This window comes from Streptomyces sp. NPDC029014, from assembly GCF_055564695.1.
In genome coordinates, this window is record NZ_JBVHVT010000030.1 from 77,716 (window position 1) to 93,658 (window position 15,943).

Consider the following 15,943-nt stretch of genomic DNA (forward strand, 5'->3'; position numbering starts at 1 on the left):
CACCGGCGGCCCCGCGCCTCAGCGGGGTGGCACCGTCGTCGGGTAGTGGTCGGCGACCACCCTGGCCATCGCTCCATTGGGGTCCGCGGCCACCTGCTTCGCGGAGAAGTAGGCGTGGCCGCGGACCTCGGCGTACCGGCGCGCGAGGGTCAGGTGCCGGGACAGCTCGGCCGGATCGCGCCAGGCGGCCGTCGCACTGTCGCGTTCACAGCGGTACAGCGCCTCCCCGATGTACAGGTCGACGCCCGTCCCCGCGACGGTCTGCGCCCACCACGGGACGAGCTTCGCGTAGTCGGCCGCCGGATGGCCGATGTGCCAGTACACCTGCGGCACCACGTAGTCGATCCAGCCCTCCCGCACCCACATGCGGGTGTCCGCGTACAGGTCGTCGTAGGTGGCCAGGGACTGGGTGTCCGAGCCGAGCGGATCCCGGTCCCGGTTGCGCCACACCGCGAACGGGCTGATGCCGAACCGGGCCGAGGGCCGCGCCGACCGCAGCTTCTCGGACATCTCCCGGACCAGCGCGTCGATGTTGGAGCGGCGCCAGTCCGCGCGCGTGGCGAAGCCCGATCCGTGGCGCGCGTACGCGTCGTCGTCGTCGAAGTACTCCCCGGCGACGGGGTACGGGTAGAAGTAGTCGTCCCAGTGCACCCCGTCCACCGCGTAGCGGGAGACGGCGTCGAGCATGGCCTCCTGCACGAAGGCGCGCACCTCGGGCAGCCCGGGGTTGTAGTACAGCTTGCCGCCGTACGGGACCGTCCAGCCCGGGTTGCGGCGGGCCGGGTGCGAGGACGCCAGGCGCGTGGGATCGGTGTGGTTGTTCGCCACCCGGTACGGGTTGAACCAGGCGTGCAGCTCCAGCCCCCGGGCATGGGCGTCGGCGACGGCCGTGCCCAGCGGGTCCCAGCCCGGGTCGGCGCCCTGCCGGCCCGTCAGCCACTGCGACCAGGGCTCCCGGGCACCGGGCCACATCGCGTCGGCGGTGGGCCGGACCTGGAGGAACACCGCGTTCAGTCGGTTCGCGACGGCGGCGTCGAAGAGGGAGGACAGCTCGTCGCGCTGCTCCCCGGCGCCCAACCCGGACGCGGAGGGCCAGTCCACGTTCTCCACGGAGGCGATCCACATGCCGCGGAACTCCGGGGCGGCCTTCCGTCGCACTCCCGGCCGCTGCGCCGCCGCTGCCACCGGCTGCGCTGCCGCGGGCTGCGCCGCTCCCGCACCCCGCGCCGCCTCCGCCGCCCGCGCCGGACCCCCCGCGGCGGCGGCGATCACCCCCGCGGCTCCCGCCAGCAGTCCCCGCCGACCGATGTACGTCATGTGACGACTCCGTTCCGTTGCGTGACATCCCCTGTCTGCGCCCAGCATGCCCGCCCCGGCCCGCCACCACCGGCAAGATCGGGGGTAACGTCGGGGGGCGTGGCGGGCGCCGGATTGCAGTGACCACTGACGACAACGGGGGACCCGCCGACGACGGAGCAGCGAAAGGCACGAAGTGACTGACCTCCCTTCCGACATCACACGGGTCGGCGTAGTGGGCTGTGGCCAGATGGGTGCCGGCATCGCCGAGGTGTGCGCCCGCAGCGGTCTCGACGTGAAGGTCGCCGAGACCACGGGCGAGGCCCTGGAGCTCGGGCGGGCCCGGCTGCACAACTCGCTGACCAAGGCCGCCGCCCGCGGCAAGATCAGCGAGGAGGAGCGGGACGCCACCCTGGCCCGCCTCTCCTTCACCACCGACCTCGGCGAGTTCGCCGACCGCGACCTGGTCATCGAGGCGGTCGTCGAGAACGAGCAGGTCAAGACGGAGATCTTCCAGGTCCTGGACCAGGTGATCACCCGCCCCGACGCCATCCTCGCCTCGAACACCTCGTCGATCCCGCTGGTCAAGCTGGCCGTGGCGACCTCCCGGCCCGACCAGGTCATCGGCATCCACTTCTTCAACCCGGCCCCGGTGCAGAAGCTCGTCGAGCTGATCCCGGCGCTGACCACCGGCGAGGAGACCGTCAAGCGGGCCGAGGCCCTGGTGCAGAACGTCCTCGGCAAGCACGCCATCCGCGCCCAGGACCGCTCCGGCTTCGTCGTCAACGCGCTGCTGGTCCCGTACCTGCTGTCCGCGATCCGGATGTTCGAGTCGGGCATCGCGAGCCGCGAGGACATCGACAACGGCATGGAGTTCGGCTGCGCCCACCCGATGGGCCCGCTCAAGCTCTCCGACCTGATCGGCCTCGACACGATCGCCTCGATCGCCGACTCGATGTACTCGGAGTTCAAGGAGCCCCTGTACGCCGCTCCCCCGCTGCTCCAGCGCATGGTCGACGCCGGCCGCCTCGGCCGCAAGACCGGCTCGGGCTTCTACGCCTACGGCTGAGCCGCCCCGCCCGCCCCGCCCGCCCCGGCGCCCGGGCCGGGACCCGGCGCAGTGTGAGAAGAGCCTCGGTCGTCCTCGCGACGGCCGAGGTACCGCTAGGGTCCTGCGGTGAAGTCGTCCCCCTCCTCCCCCACCAGGCTGGGCGCCCGGCTCGGCTGGCTCGACGCGCTGCGCGGTGTCGCCGCCCTCATCGTGGCCCTGCACCACTTCAACGTCCTGCGGATGTTCCCCCACAGGGACACCATCACGCAGCACTTCGACATGGGCCTGTTCGGCGTGATGCTCTTCTTCATCGTCAGCGGCTACATCATCCCGGCCTCGCTGGAGCGCCGCGGCGACGTCCGGGCGTTCTGGATCGGCCGGATCTTCCGGATCTACCCCGCCCTGATCGCCGCCCTGGTCGTCTCGATCATGATGCTGCCGGAGGGCGACGGCGCGGTCTCGCTGCTGAGCACCGGCGACGACACTGCCTCGCTGGTCGCGAACGGCCTGATGCTCCAGGACATGCTCGGGGTCACCAACAGCATGAACGTCACCTGGACGCTCTGCTACGAGATGGTCTTCTACTTCTTCGTGACCGCCCTGTTCACCCGCGGACTGCACCGCCACAGCGGCCCGATCGCCGTGGCCTGCGCCGCCGCGGCCCTGGGGGTCGGCACGGCCGTCGGCACCGGGCTGCTGTCCACCGGACTCGGCTCGACCCGACTGCTCCTGCTGCTCGTCACGCCGGTCGCGCTCGCCGGCCTCGCCGGGGTGCTCAGCGGCAGGCGGTGGGCGACCGGCGCGGGCGCCGCGCTGCTGGCCGGGCTCGGCCTGGTGCTGACCACGCTGAACGGCCGGGCCCCGTGGTTCGAGACCTGGATGATCTTCGCCACGATGTTCGCCGGCACGGCCGTCCACCGGGCGCAGCACGCCGCCCCCTCCGGCCGGATGCGCACCCTGTCGCTGCTGTCCTGCGGGTTCGTGGTCGTCGCGGGCGTGCTCGTCGGATGGCTGTACAACCGGGGCGGCCACGCGCACGACACCTGGACGGCGAGCTGGAAGGCCTGGTCCCTGTCCTACCTGGCCGCGTGGGCCGTGTTCGGGCTCGGGTTCCTGCTGCGCGGGCGCCGCTTCCCGCGGGTGCTGACCTGGCTGGGTGCGGTCAGCTTCTCGGTGTACCTGCTGCACTTCCCGCTGCTGCGCACGATCGGCCCGCTGGTCGGGGTGCCGCCGCAGCCCTCGTCCGCGCTGGGCCGCCTCGTGTGGACCGTGCTCTTCCTCTCGGTGGTGCTGGTCGCGAGCCAGCTGCTGTACCGCCTGGTGGAGCTGCCGGTGCAGAACCTCGGCCGGCGCGTCCAGCGGGCTGCCGACCGGCGGTGGCCCCGTGCCGGGGCCGACACCCGGGCCGGTCTGGTGCCCCCGCAGCGGGCTGCCGCGGAGGAACCGGTCCGGGCGGGTGCCGGCGGGCGGAGCGGCGGCTAACCCAGCCGCAGGTGGTGGAGGAGGAGCAGGCCGGCGGCCATGTTCGCGGCCGGGACCTCGCCGCGGGCGATCATCTCCGGCACGAGCTTCAACGGCACCCACTCGCGCCGCGAGGACTCGAAGTCGTCCTGGGGCCGGCCCGTGTACGTGGCCCCCTCCGCCCAGAAGAGGTGGTGGCGGGCGTCGGTGAGCCCGTTGGAGGGCTCCACGGTCATCAGCTGGTGCAGCGGGCCGGGCCGCCAGCCCGACTCCTCCTCCATCTCCCGGGCCGCCGCCTGCGCGAGGTCCTCGCCGTCCTCGACCACGCCCGCGGGCAGTTCCCAGCCCCAGCTGTCGGTGATGAAGCGGTGCCGCCACAACAGCAGCACCTCGTCGGCCTCGTTGACGGCCGTGGCGGCCGCGACCGGCCGCAGCCGGATCACGAAGTGGTCCAGGTGCCGGCCGTCGGGAAGTTCCACATCGGCAAGGTTCACGTCGAACCAACGGTTCTTGTACACGGTCTGCTCACTCAGGTTCGTCCACTGCACGGTTCTGCCACCTTCCGGATCGTCGGTGGCAACATGGCAGCAGCCGCGGCGGTCACAGCGGAACGCGCAGCGCCTCGTCGATGAGCCGTGCCGTCTCCGCGGCACCCGGGCAGCCGCTGCTGAGCAGCTGTTCGCGGACGGCCCGCAGCCGGTCCCGCAGCCGCAGCGACTCCATCCCCTTGGCCCGTTCGGCCATTTCGGCGGCCGTGGCCGCCGCCCCGTCCGCTTCCCCCTGCCGCAGCTGGACCTCGCACAGCATCGCCAGCCGGTGGACCCGGCCGCGGTCGTGGGCGGGGGTGCCGACCGCGGCGGCCGCCTGCTCGTGCGCGGCGTCGAGGTCGCCGAGGCTCAGCAGGGCCTCGGCCACCTGGACGTTCACCAGCCCGGGCTGGACGTATCCGGTCTCGTCCGGCTCCGAGCCCGGCCGGATCCGTCCGGCGGCCCCTTCGGCGTGCCGGATACAGGCCAACGCGGCTGCCGGGTCGCCGAGTTGGGCGTACGCCTTGGCCTGCATCGCGTACAGGTCGGCGGTCAGGGCCGGGGTGGTGTCCCGGCTCGCGCAGCGCAGTGCCGCCTCGGCGAAGGCGACGGCCTGGCGGTGCTCGCGCAGGTGCAGGGACTGGTTGACGAGCAGCGCGATGACGTACGCGCCGAGCCCCCGGTCCCCGCTGGCCTTGGCCAGCCGCAGCGCCTGGTGGAAGTAGCGCTGGGCGAGGCCGTGGGCGTCCGAGTCGTACGCGCAGATCCCCGCGACGGCCACCAGGGATCCGGCGGCCCGGTGCAGCCTGCGGCCCAACTCGTCGGGGTAGCTGCCGCGCAGCATGGGCGCGGTCTCGCTGCCGAGGAAGCGGACGATGCGGGCCCGGGTGGCGACCCCGCCGGCCCGGCGGTACATCAGCTCGTAGTGGGCGCGGGCGGCCCGCAGGATCTCGATGTGCTCGGGCCCGATCCGCAGCGGCCCGTCGCGGGACACGTCGGCGTCCTCCGGCGGGTTCTCCCACTCCCAGACGGGGATCACGGCGGGGGTTCCGGTGACCGCCTCGGTGGTGAGCAGCGGGAAGCGCCCCTGCTGGTCGGAGCGCCACAGGGCGGCGGCCCGGTCGACGAAGCCCTGGAGCGGGGAGGAGTGCGGGCCGGTGGGCTGGCCGGGCAGCCCGAGGCCGACGTCGTCCAGGGAGACCGGGCGGCGGAGCCGGCCGCCGAGCACCTCGCAGATCAGGTCGGGGACCTGGCCGCGCGGCCGCTGCCCCTTCAACCACCGGGTGACGGCGGTGTGTTCGTAGCGCAGGGCGAGACCGCGGGACCGGCCCGCCTGGTTCACGTGCGCGGCGAGTCCGGCGTGGGACATGCCCGCCTCGGCGAGGAGGGCGTCGAGCAGGGCGTTGGGCTGCATGGGCCCCTCCAAGGGCTCGTCGGTCTCAGGCTAGTGGGTGCGGGGTTCACACGGGGTGTGAACCGAGTACGCGCATAAATGCGATACGCACTCTGCCGCTGGGGGCCCCGGGAGCGGTTCACTGAAGAGCCTCGCCAAAGAGGCAGCCCGGGTCGTCGGCTCCCCCTCGTACAGTGCGACGACCCGCACCGCGCCGCCCGTCGTGCTGTCTGCCCGACACTCCACGGCAGGCGGGCGGCGCGCCTCGGCTCCGCCGGCGCCCGGTTGGTCACCGGGTCCCGGCGGGGGCCGGGAGGAACGCGCGCCGGGCCCTCCCACCGGGGCCCGGTGTGCGGTTCCGGTCGCCTCCCCGGTACGGGGTTCAGGCGCAGCGGTCGCTGCGGAGGACCAGCAGGGCGACATCGTCGGTGAGCCGCCCGCCGGTGTGCCGCAGCAGTGCGGCATGGACGCCCGCGACCAGCCGCGCGGGCGTGGGCGCCGGCTGCCTGGCCAGGATCCCGGCCAGGACGCGGGGCAGCGGGAAGAACCGGCCGGCGGCATCGCGGGCGTCCTCGGCGCCGTCGGTGTGCAGGAACAGGAGGTCTCCGGGGCGCAGTTGGCCGCAGTCCCCCGCCACCAGCCCGTCGGGCACGGGCACCACCCCGAGCGGTGGCAGGGGCTCGCCCCCGTCGAGCACCCGCACCCCCTCCGCCGCGGGTTCCCCGTCCGCTTCCCGTCCCGGCGCCGGCCGGAGCGCACACCCCCTCCTCGTCCGGGGCGCGGCCCCCGCGGGCCCCGCCGACGGGTACGCCACCGGTCCGGGCCGTGCCGGCACCGGGGACGCGGCGGCGGGGACGGCCCCGCAGGGCTCCAGGGCCCCGTCCGGCCGGCGCAGCAGAACGGGCCACGGGTGCCCGCAGTTGAGGGCCGTCACGGCGCCGTCCCGCCCGATCTCCAGCAGCAGCACCGTCACGAACTCCTCCGCGGAGGGCGATTCGGGCTCGGCCGGGCAGGCCGACGGGTGTTCCGCCCGGGCCCGCTGCCGCACGTGCCGGGCGAGCGCCCGCTCCATGCGCCGCAGCACCCCGGCCAGCGCGGCCTCGTCGTAGGCCGCCTCACGGAAGGCGCCGAGCACCGCCGCCGCGGCCGCCAGTGCCGGCAGGCCGTGGCCGCGTACGTCCCCGATGACGACCCGCACCCCGTACGGGGTCGGGACGGCCTCGTACAGGTCGCCGCCGACCGCCGCGCCCCGGCTCGCCGACAGCTGGGCCGCCGCCACCGCGAGTCCCTCGATCCGCGGCGGCAGGGGCCGCAGCAGCGCCCGCTGGACGGCGCCGGCGATCTCCTGGGAGCGTCTGAGCCGGGCCTTCAGGCCGCGCCGGACGTGCAGGGCACAACCGGCGGCGAGGAGCAGGAAGGCGGCGCAGCTGGCCAGCCCGGCCCACAACGGCCGGCCGGGCGTGGACAGCTCCCATGACACCGCGGCGCCGCCCCACGTGAGGACGCCCGCCCGGCGCAGCTGGGGCATCTCCCCATGCGTGATCATCCCTGGGACTCCCGTGTCCGGCCCTGGGCACCCGGCCGCCCCGATTCTTTCGACCCGGCCCGCCCCGGGGGCACGGCTGGAGGGGGTTCTCACCCGAATGAGTGAGGGGCGCATCCGGTTCCCCGGATACGCCCCTCACCTGGCCCTACGTCTGCCGACGGCGTCGCCTACGCGCCGCGCAGCACCGCCCCCGTGCGCTCGGCGGCCAGCGCCACCGCCGCGTCGCGGGCGGCCGTGGACTCCTCGACCGTCAGCGTGCGGTCGGCCGCGCGGAAGCGCAGCGCGTACGCCAGGGACTTCTTGCCCTCGCCGACCTGCTCACCGGTGAACACGTCGAACAGCCGCAGCGATTCGAGCAGTTCGCCCGCGCCCTTGCGCAGCGCCGCCTCGACGCGGGCCGCCGGGACGGACGCGTCGACGATCAGCGCGACGTCCTGGGTCGCCACCGGGAAGGAGGAGATCCGGGGCGCGCCCACGGCCTCGCCGCCGGCCGCCGCGAGACGGTCCAGGTCGAGCTCCATCGCGCTGGTGCGGGCCGGCAGGCCCAGCGCCTTCACGACGCGCGGGTGCAGCTCACCGGCGTGGCCGATGACCTGCTCGACCCCGTCGAGGGTGACGACGAGCTCGGCGCACCGGCCCGGGTGCCAGGGGCCGTACTGGCCCTGGCGGACCACCAGCTCCGCACCGGCCTCGACGGCCAGCGTGCGCGCGGCCTGGACGGCGTCCGCCCAGTCGGCCGGACGGCCCGTGCCCCACCAGCCGGCCTGCTCGCGCGCACCGGCCAGCACGACCGCGGCGTACCGCGGCTGGGCCGGCAGGGCGGCGTCGAGCGTCGCGATCTCCTCGTCCGTGGGACGGCGGTCGACGGGCAGCCGCACCGCGACGCCCGCCCGGTCACCGGCCCGGAAGACCGAGCCGGTCTCGAACAGGGCGAGGTCGTGGCTGCCGCGGCTGTCGTTGCGGCGCAGCGCGTGGAGCAGGCCCGGCAGCAGCGTGGTGCGCAGCGCCGGCTCCTCGTCGGAGAGCGGGTTGACCAGCTTCACGACCTGGCGGGCGGCGTCGTGCGCGGGCAGCTGGAGCTGGTCGAAGACCTGCTCGCCGAGGAACGGGTAGTTCAGCGCCTCGACGTAGCCGGCGCCGGCCAGCGCCCGGCCGACCCGGCGGTGCAGCTGCTGGCGGGCGGTCAGACCGCGGCCGGACGGCACCTGGGGCAGGGTCGACGGGAGGTTGGCGTAGCCCTCCAGCCGGATGACCTCTTCGGCGAGGTCGTTCGGCGCGGCGAGGTCGGGCCGCCACGACGGGACGGTGACGACGAGCTCGTCCTGGCCGTAGACGTCGCAGCCGACCTCCTGGAGGCGGCGGACGACGGTCTCGCGGCCGTAGTCCATGCCCGCGACCTTGTCCGGGTGGTCCGCGCGCATCGCGATGGTGCGCGGGGCGCCCGGGGCGACGAGCTCGGTCACGCCGGCCTCGGCGGTGCCGCCGGCGAGCAGCACCAGCAGGTCGACGGTCCGCTGCGCGGCCGCGGAGGCCGCCTGCGGGTCGACGCCGCGCTCGAAGCGCTTGGAGGACTCCGAGGACAGCTTGTGGCGGCGGGCGGTGCGGGAGATCGCGATCGGGTCGAAGTGCGCGGCCTCGATGACGACGTCCGTGGTGCCGGTGACCTGGCCGGTCTCCGGGTCGGTGACGGAGTCGGCGATCTCGGTGTCGGCGCCGCCCATGACACCCGCGAGGCCGATCGGCCCGCTGTTGTCGGTGATCACCAGGTCCTCGGCGTCGAGGGTGCGCTTGACCCCGTCGAGGGTGGTGAACTTCTCGCCCTGCTCGGCCCGGCGGACGCCGATGGCGCCGTCCAGGCGGGAGCGGTCGTAGGCGTGCAGCGGCTGCCCCAGTTCGAGCATCACGTAGTTCGTGACGTCGACGGCGAGCGAGATCGGGCGCATGCCCGCCTTCTGCAGGCGGCGCTTGAGCCAGATCGGGGACTTCGCCTCGGGGTCCAGGCCCGTGACGGTGCGCGCGGTGAAGCGGTCGCAGCCGGCCGGGTCGTTGATCTTGACGAGGTAGCCGTACGAGTTGGGCGCCGGGACGTCGAGCAGCGCCGGGTCGCGCAGCGGCAGGCCGTACGCGGTGGCGGTCTCGCGGGCCACGCCGCGCATCGACAGGCAGTAGCCGCGGTCCGGGGTGACGGCGATGTCGAGGACCTCGTCGACGAGCTGGAGCAGCTCGATCGCGTCGGTGCCGACCTCGTGCTCCGGCGGCAGCACGATGATGCCGTGCGTGCCGTCGTCGCCCATACCGAGCTCGTCGCCCGAGCAGATCATGCCGTGCGAGTTCCTGCCGTACGTCTTGCGCGCGGCGATCGCGAAGTCGCCGGGCAGGACGGCGCCGGGCAGGGCCACGACGACCTTGTCGCCGACGGCGAAGTTGCGGGCGCCGCAGACGATCTCCTGGGGCTCGCCGGTGCCGTTGGCCCGGCCGACGTCGACCGTGCAGAAGCGGATCGGCTTCTTGAAGCCCTCCAGCTCCTCGATGGTCAGCACCTGGCCCACGGCGAGGGGGCCGGTCAGATCGGCGCCGAGCTGCTCGACGGTCTCGACCTCCAGACCGGCGTCGATGAGCTTGGCCTGCACGTCACGACCGGTCTCGCCCGCAGGCAGGTCGACGTACTCCCGCAGCCAAGAAAGCGGGACCCGCATCAGATCTCCATCCCGAAGGGCCGGGTGAACCGGACGTCACCCTCGACCATGTCTCGCATGTCTTCCACGTTGTGCCGGAACATCAGCATCCGCTCGATGCCGAAGCCGAAGGCGAACCCGCTGTACTTCTCGGGGTCCACACCGCAGGCGGTGAGCACCTTCGGGTTGACCATGCCGCAGCCGCCGAGCTCGATCCAGCCCTCGCTGGAGCAGGTGCGGCAGGGACGGTCGGGGTTGCCCACCGACGCGCCGCGGCACACGTAGCACTGCATGTCCATCTCGGCGGACGGCTCGGTGAACGGGAAGAAGTTCGGGCGCAGCCGGGTGGTCACGTCGTCGCCGAAGAGCGCCTTGACCATGTGGTCGATGGTGCCCTTGAGGTCGGCCATGGTCAGGCCCTCGTCCACGGCGAGCAGCTCGACCTGGTGGAAGACCGGGGTGTGCGTGGCGTCGAGCTCGTCGGTGCGGTACACGCGGCCCGGGCAGACGATGTAGACGGGCGGCTCGCGGCGTTCCAGCAGCGAGCGGGCCTGCACGGGCGAGGTGTGCGTGCGCAGCACGACGCCGGACTCGTCGCCCTCGACCCCCTCGGGGCCCTGGACGAAGAAGGTGTCCTGCATCTGCCGGGCCGGGTGGTCGGGCGTGAAGTTGAGGGCGTCGAAGTTGAACCACTCCGCCTCCACCTCGGGGCCCTCGGCGACCTCGTAGCCCATGGCGACGAAGACGTCCGCGATGCGGTCCATCAGCGTCGTCAGGGGGTGGCGGGCGCCTGCGGGGACGCGGTCGTACGGCAGCGTGACGTCCACGGCCTCCTCGACCAGCACGCGCTCGTCGCGCTCGGCCTCCAGCTGGGCGAGGCGCTCCGCGTACGCCTTGTTCACGGCGCCGCGGGCCTGGCCCACGCGCTTGCCCGCCTCGGCCTTGGCCTGCGGGGGCAGCGCGCCGATCTCGCGGTTGGCGAGGGCGAGCGGCGAGGTGCCGCCCGCGTGGGCCGTCTTCGCGTGCGCCAGTTCGTCGAGGTCGCCGGCGGCCGCGAAGGCGGCGAGCGCCTCGTCCCGCATGCGCTCGATCTCTTCCGGTTTCAGTGCCTCGACCTCGACAGGGTCGTAGGACTTGTTGGGTGCCGACATCTCTTCCCGTACTTCCGATGGGCTGGCTGGAGGTCCCCGCTCGACACAAGAGCTCGACACAAGGACACAAAGGTGCCAAAGGACGAGTCTACGGGCCGCGGGGGAGGTGAGGAGCCCGAGGGCCGCCTGGCGAGACGCTCCGCAGTGCTGGTGCTACTGCGCGAGGTACGCCGGCGCGCCGACGGGCAGGATAAATCGGAACTCTGCGCCGCCGTCTGGGCCGCGGCCGACCGTGATGGCGCCGCCGTGGGCTTCCACGATGCCCTTGACGATGTACAGGCCCAGGCCGGTTCCGCCGCGTTTGCTGCCCCGCCAGAAGCGGGTGAAGACGCGGCCCATCGACTCCTCGGGGATACCGGGGCCCTCATCGGTCACGGTGACGGCGGTTCCCTTCTCGGTCTTGCCCGCGGCGTTCGTCAGGCTGGTCGGCGATACGTCGATGGTGACCGTTCCCTCGCCGTGGCGCACGGCATTTTCCAGGAGGTTGCCGAGGATCTGGTCGATCTTGTCCGGGTCGGCCCACAGCGCGGGCAGGGAGCGGCTGACGCGGACGAGGAACCGGTCGGGGGCCTGGCCGTTCGCGGTGAGGGCCTGGACGTGCCGGCCGACGGCCGTGGCGATGTCGACGGGCTGGCGGCGGACCTCCAGACGCCCGGAGTCGATGCGGGAGATGTCGAGGAGTTCGGCGATGAGGCGGGTGATGCGGCCGGCGTCGGCGTCTACGGTCTCCAGCATCAGGCGCTTCTGGTCGTCGGTGAACCGCTCCCATTTGGCGAGCAGGGTCGCGGTGAACCCCTTGACGGAGGTCAGGGGGGAGCGCAGTTCGTGGGCGACGGTGGCGATCAGCTCGGCGTGGCTGCGCTCGGTGCGGCGGCGGGCCTCGGTGCCGCGCAGGGTGACGACGAGGCGGCGCAGCGGGCCGGTCGGGTGGGCGCGGACGTACCGGGCGGAGACGAGCACCTCGCGGCCGCCGGGGAGCAGCAGGTTCCGCTCGGGCTGGCCGCGCCGGGTGGCGAGGCCCCCGTACGGGTCGGTGAGCGCCCACCAGCGGCGGCCGTCGAGGTCCTCCAGCGGCAGCGCCCGGTCGATGCGGGCGCCGAGGGCCTCGGCGGGGGCGAGGGCGGTGATGCGGGCGGCGGCGGTGTTGAAGCAGATGACCCGGCCGGTGTCGTCGGCGATGACGAGCCCGTCGGGCAGGTCGTCGGGGTCGACCCCGAGGCCGGCCAGGTCGGCGGCGGCGTCCGGGCCGGTGCGGCCGCCCGGGGGCTGCGCGGGCACCGCTCCCAGGGAGGGCGTCCCCGGCGCGTTCGTGGCCGCTGGCGAGCTGTTCGTACCGACGGTCATGTCCCCGTACCCCACATCTCCGAGTAGCGCAGTGGGCCCCCCGGGCGGCCACACTACTAGCTGGGGGTCACGGAGCGGCACCCTCCGGGCGCCCGCTGTGCACGCGCGGAAGCATAGAGGCACACGGCGGCGGCCGTTGCGAGGTTCAGGCTTTCCGCCTTGCCGTGGATCGGGACGCGTACGACGGCGTCGGCGAGCGCCCGGGTCTCCTCCGGCAGGCCCCAGGCCTCGTTGCCGAAGACCCAGGCCGTGGGGCCGCCCATGGTGCCGGCGTCGAGCTCGGCGTCCAGGTCGTCCTCGCCGGCCCCGTCGGCGGCCAGGATCCGCACCCCGGCCGCCCGCAGCCCCTCGACGGCCCGCTCCACGGGCACGCCGACGGCGACGGGCAGGTGGAAGAGGGAGCCCACGGAGGCGCGCACGGACTTCGGGTTGTACAGGTCGACGGAGGCGTCGGTCAGCACGACCGCGTCGGCGCCGGCGGCGTCGGCGCAGCGGAGCACGGTGCCGGCGTTCCCGGGATCGCGGACGTGCGCGAGGACGGCGACGAGCCGGGGCCGGGCGGCGAGGATCTCCTCGAACGGCGAGTCGAGGAAGTGGCAGACGCCGACGATCCCCTGCGGGGTGACGGTCTGGGAGACCTCGGCGAGCACCTCGTCGGAGGCGTGGTGGACGCGGACGCCGGCGGCCCGGGCGGCGTCGATGATCTCGCCGTAGCGCTCGGCGGCCTCGACGGTCGCGAACAGCTCGATCAGGGTGGGGCCGGTGGCCCGGCGGTGCTCCACGGCCTCGCGGACGGCCTGCGGGCCCTCGGCGAGGAAGCGGCGCTCCTTGGTGCGGAAGTTGCGCCGTGCCAGCCGCCTGGCGGCGGCCACCCGCGGGGACCGGGGGGAGATCAGCTCGGCGGGGGCGGGGGTTCCCATGGTCGGTCGGCTCGCTTCCGTGCGTACTGCGGGTGTGCTGCGGTCTGACAGGGGCGGTGCGTGGTGCGGCGCGGCGTGGCGCCGTGCGGGCCCCACACGCACCGGACCCGCAGGCACAGGGCCTGCGGGTCCGGGCTGAAGCCAGTGAAGGCCTGCTGCGTAAGCGCGGTGCTTAGGCGGCGGCGGGGGCCTTCGGGGCGTTCACGTCGGCCGGGAGCGCCTTCTGGGCGACCTCGACCAGCGCGGCGAACGCGTTGGCGTCGTTGACGGCCAGCTCCGCGAGGATCTTGCGGTCCACCTCGATGTTGGCGGCCTTCAGACCCTGGATGAGGCGGTTGTACGTCATGCCGTTCTGGCGGGCAGCGGCGTTGATGCGCTGGATCCACAGCTGACGGAAGTCGCCCTTGCGCTTCTTGCGGTCGTTGAAGTTGTAGACCAGCGAGTGGGTGACCTGCTCCTTGGCCTTGCGGTACAGGCGCGAACGCTGACCGCGGTAGCCGGAGGCCGCCTCGAGGATCGCCCGGCGCTTCTTGTGGGCGTTTACTGCCCGCTTGACGCGTGCCACTTTTTAACTCCTTGTAGCGGGGCCGCGGGTGTGTTCACGCGGCCCGAAAGTTCGATGGGGTACCGGTCTTGGCATCCCGCCCCGGTGGGGGCAGGGGATGTCAGATGCCGAGAAGCTTCTTGATCTTCGCGGCGTCGCCCGGGGCCATCTCGGCGTTGCCGGTGAGGCGACGCGTCAGCTTGGACGACTTGTGCTCGAGCAGGTGGCGCTTGCCGGCGCGCTCACGGAGCACCTTGCCGGAGCCGGTGACCTTGAAGCGCTTCTTGGTACCGCTGTGCGTCTTGTTCTTCGGCATGGCGCCGTTATCTCCTCGTCAGTGGCGTTCCCACCGGTCCGGTACCGGACCGGCCTGCGGGAACGTCATGGTGTGTCGGTGATCCGGGACCGGGTGCCCCGGGATCAGGCCTCGGCCTGTGCCTCGTCGGAGGCGTCAGAGGCGTCGGCGGCCTCGGCGGCTTCGGCAGCCTCGGTGGAGGCGACCTCGTCGCCCTCCGCGGCGTCCGCGTCCTTGGCGGCGGCCGCACCCTGGCGCTCGGCCTTGCGGGCGGCCTGGGCCTCGCGGGCTTCGGCCATCGCCTCGGTCTTCTTCTTGTGGGGACCGAGAACCATGATCATGTTGCGGCCGTCCTGCTTCGGGTTCGACTCGACGAAACCGAGCTCCTGGACGTCCTCCGCCAGACGCTGCAGCAGTCGGTAGCCGAGCTCCGGCCGGGACTGCTCGCGACCACGGAACATGATCGTGATCTTGACCTTGTCGCCCTGCTTGAGGAACCGAACGACGTGACCCTTCTTGGTGTCATAGTCGTGCGGGTCGATCTTCGGCCGGAGCTTCATCTCCTTGATGACCGTGTGCGCCTGGTTCTTGCGCGCCTCACGGGCCTTCATGGCCGACTCGTACTTGAACTTGCCGTAGTCCATGAGCTTGCAGACCGGCGGCCGGGCAGACGCTGCGACCTCGACAAGGTCCAGGTCGTACTCCTGCGCGAGTTCAAGCGCCTTCGCAAGCGGGACGATACCCACCTGTTCGCCGCTGGGACCGACGAGTCGCACCTCAGGGACACGAATCCGATCGTTGATGCGGGGCTCGGTGCTGATGGATCCTCCTCGGTAGCACCACACGGCTGTCAGGCAGACAGCCGCTGACGTCTGTGTCGTCACGACCAACCGCGGCAGGGAAACAAAAATGCCCCGCCGGGCACAGGCAGGGGCTCCAATGACAACCGGAGCACCGCCGCGTGCATACCGCGGGGCGCAGACTCGGGCGGCTTCCCATCGTCCGTACGGAACGATGGATGCCGCCTGACCGGTGACCCGCCGCCCCGGAGGGTGGTCAGGTGGGAGAACGGAGCCTCCACTTGTGGGCCGGTGACATGCGTCTCCGGCCGGTCGTTAGCCCAATATAGCATTCCGCGCCAGGGCCGCTCACCCGGTGCCGGGTCGGGGGCCCGCACGGCCCGGCTTATCGTGTGGGACATGACTGACGCGACCCCCTCCCCCACCGCCGAGGCCGACCAGGCCCCCGACTACGACGCCCTGACGCGTGACATCGCGGACGTGCCCGCCGTCGAGGTGATCACCACGGTGGCCGTTCACCTGCTGAGCGCCGCGGCGGTCAACCTGGGCCTGGACAAGCCGGACTCCGAGCACAAGGACCTCGACGAGGCCCGCAAGCTGATCACCGCCCTGGCCGGCCTGGTCACCGCCAGCGCCACCGAGATCAGCTCCTTCCACGCGGCCCCGCTGCGTGACGGCCTGAAGTCGCTCCAGCTCGCGTTCCGCGAGGCGTCCGTCGTCCAGGACGAGCCGGGCCAGGGTCCGGGCGAGAAGTTCACCGGACCCGTCTACGCCTGACGGGCGGACGCCCGGTCGGCAGGCCGGGGCCGCGCTGCGGGAACGGCATCGGGGAGGGGGGGGGGGGGGGGCCCCATCCCTCCCCCACTTCCTTCTTCTTCTCCCCCCCCCCGCCCCCCCCCCCCGGCCGAGGGGAGGTGGCAGGCCAGGCAGCGAGTGGAGA

The 15,943-nt window shown here is 73.2% G+C and carries 14 protein-coding genes; 3 read left to right on the forward strand and 11 right to left on the reverse strand.

The window, feature by feature from the left end:
* Positions 1-18: 18 nt before the first annotated feature.
* Positions 19-1,317, reverse strand: a complete 1,299-nt coding sequence (locus tag ACZ4VL_RS18510) for a glycoside hydrolase family 10-like protein (protein ID WP_468200786.1) — start codon at positions 1,315-1,317, stop codon at positions 19-21.
* A 175-nt stretch (positions 1,318-1,492) separates the two neighbouring features.
* Here ACZ4VL_RS18510 and ACZ4VL_RS18515 point away from each other — a divergent pair, with 175 nt between their 5' ends.
* Complete coding sequence (locus ACZ4VL_RS18515; RefSeq protein WP_468200789.1) at positions 1,493-2,365, forward strand: 3-hydroxybutyryl-CoA dehydrogenase; 873 nt, start codon at positions 1,493-1,495, stop codon at positions 2,363-2,365.
* A 108-nt stretch (positions 2,366-2,473) separates the two neighbouring features.
* Positions 2,474-3,829, forward strand: a complete 1,356-nt coding sequence (locus ACZ4VL_RS18520; protein WP_468200792.1) for an acyltransferase family protein — start codon at positions 2,474-2,476, stop codon at positions 3,827-3,829.
* Here the strand turns inward: ACZ4VL_RS18520 and ACZ4VL_RS18525 are convergent.
* The 10 genes from ACZ4VL_RS18525 to infC all read right to left on the reverse strand — a co-directional run bounded on the left by ACZ4VL_RS18525 (position 3,826) and on the right by infC (position 15,048).
* A complete protein-coding gene (locus ACZ4VL_RS18525; RefSeq protein ID WP_468200794.1) occupies positions 3,826-4,356 on the reverse strand; it encodes an NUDIX hydrolase in 531 nt (176 codons plus the stop codon). The two genes, ACZ4VL_RS18520 and ACZ4VL_RS18525, sit on opposite strands and share 4 nt — an antisense overlap.
* Positions 4,357-4,408: 52 nt before the next feature.
* On the reverse strand, positions 4,409-5,749 hold the full coding sequence (locus ACZ4VL_RS18530) for a transcriptional regulator (protein WP_468200797.1): 1,341 nt from the start codon (positions 5,747-5,749) through the stop codon (positions 4,409-4,411).
* A gap of 361 nt (positions 5,750-6,110) precedes the next feature.
* A complete protein-coding gene (locus ACZ4VL_RS18535) occupies positions 6,111-7,274 on the reverse strand; it encodes a PP2C family protein-serine/threonine phosphatase (protein WP_468200799.1) in 1,164 nt (387 codons plus the stop codon).
* Between the two features lie 167 nt (positions 7,275-7,441).
* Positions 7,442-9,970, reverse strand: coding sequence for a phenylalanine--tRNA ligase subunit beta (pheT, locus tag ACZ4VL_RS18540; RefSeq protein WP_468200801.1), 2,529 nt, complete (start codon positions 9,968-9,970; stop codon positions 7,442-7,444).
* A complete protein-coding gene (pheS, locus tag ACZ4VL_RS18545) occupies positions 9,970-11,100 on the reverse strand; it encodes a phenylalanine--tRNA ligase subunit alpha (RefSeq protein WP_468200803.1) in 1,131 nt (376 codons plus the stop codon). Before pheS ends, pheT begins: the two co-directional genes overlap by 1 nt.
* A 153-nt stretch (positions 11,101-11,253) precedes the next feature.
* Complete coding sequence (locus tag ACZ4VL_RS18550; protein ID WP_468200805.1) at positions 11,254-12,444, reverse strand: sensor histidine kinase; 1,191 nt, start codon at positions 12,442-12,444, stop codon at positions 11,254-11,256.
* 56 nt (positions 12,445-12,500) lie between these two features.
* Positions 12,501-13,364 (reverse strand): TrmH family RNA methyltransferase, encoded by an 864-nt coding sequence (locus tag ACZ4VL_RS18555; RefSeq protein ID WP_468200807.1) that lies wholly within the window; start codon positions 13,362-13,364, stop codon positions 12,501-12,503.
* A 172-nt stretch (positions 13,365-13,536) separates the two neighbouring features.
* Positions 13,537-13,929 (reverse strand): 50S ribosomal protein L20, encoded by a 393-nt coding sequence (rplT, locus tag ACZ4VL_RS18560; RefSeq protein WP_008741875.1) that lies wholly within the window; start codon positions 13,927-13,929, stop codon positions 13,537-13,539.
* Positions 13,930-14,029: 100 nt separating this feature from the next.
* Positions 14,030-14,224, reverse strand: coding sequence for a 50S ribosomal protein L35 (rpmI, locus tag ACZ4VL_RS18565; protein ID WP_114056849.1), 195 nt, complete (start codon positions 14,222-14,224; stop codon positions 14,030-14,032).
* Between the two features lie 104 nt (positions 14,225-14,328).
* Positions 14,329-15,048, reverse strand: a complete 720-nt coding sequence (gene infC / locus ACZ4VL_RS18570) for a translation initiation factor IF-3 (protein ID WP_468200821.1) — start codon at positions 15,046-15,048, stop codon at positions 14,329-14,331.
* Between the two features lie 354 nt (positions 15,049-15,402).
* Here infC and ACZ4VL_RS18575 point away from each other — a divergent pair, with 354 nt between their 5' ends.
* Positions 15,403-15,780: a DUF1844 domain-containing protein gene (locus ACZ4VL_RS18575; RefSeq protein WP_468200811.1), complete on the forward strand. Its 378-nt coding sequence runs from the start codon at positions 15,403-15,405 to the stop codon at positions 15,778-15,780.
* Positions 15,781-15,943 lie beyond the last annotated feature (163 nt).

Excerpts from the sequence above, each read along its gene's own strand:
- ACZ4VL_RS18510 (WP_468200786.1), bottom strand. The coding sequence starts at position 1,317 with ATGACGTACATCGGTCGGCGGGGACTGCTGGCGGGAGCCGCGGGGGTG.
- ACZ4VL_RS18530 (WP_468200797.1), bottom strand. The coding sequence starts at position 5,749 with ATGCAGCCCAACGCCCTGCTCGACGCCCTCCTCGCCGAGGCGGGCATG.
- ACZ4VL_RS18535 (WP_468200799.1), bottom strand. The coding sequence starts at position 7,274 with ATGATCACGCATGGGGAGATGCCCCAGCTGCGCCGGGCGGGCGTCCTC.
- pheT (WP_468200801.1), bottom strand. The coding sequence starts at position 9,970 with ATGCGGGTCCCGCTTTCTTGGCTGCGGGAGTACGTCGACCTGCCTGCG.
- pheS (WP_468200803.1), bottom strand. The coding sequence starts at position 11,100 with ATGTCGGCACCCAACAAGTCCTACGACCCTGTCGAGGTCGAGGCACTG.
- ACZ4VL_RS18550 (WP_468200805.1), bottom strand. The coding sequence starts at position 12,444 with ATGACCGTCGGTACGAACAGCTCGCCAGCGGCCACGAACGCGCCGGGG.
- ACZ4VL_RS18555 (WP_468200807.1), bottom strand. The coding sequence starts at position 13,364 with ATGGGAACCCCCGCCCCCGCCGAGCTGATCTCCCCCCGGTCCCCGCGG.
- rpmI (WP_114056849.1), bottom strand. The coding sequence starts at position 14,224 with ATGCCGAAGAACAAGACGCACAGCGGTACCAAGAAGCGCTTCAAGGTC.
- ACZ4VL_RS18575 (WP_468200811.1), top strand. The coding sequence starts at position 15,403 with ATGACTGACGCGACCCCCTCCCCCACCGCCGAGGCCGACCAGGCCCCC.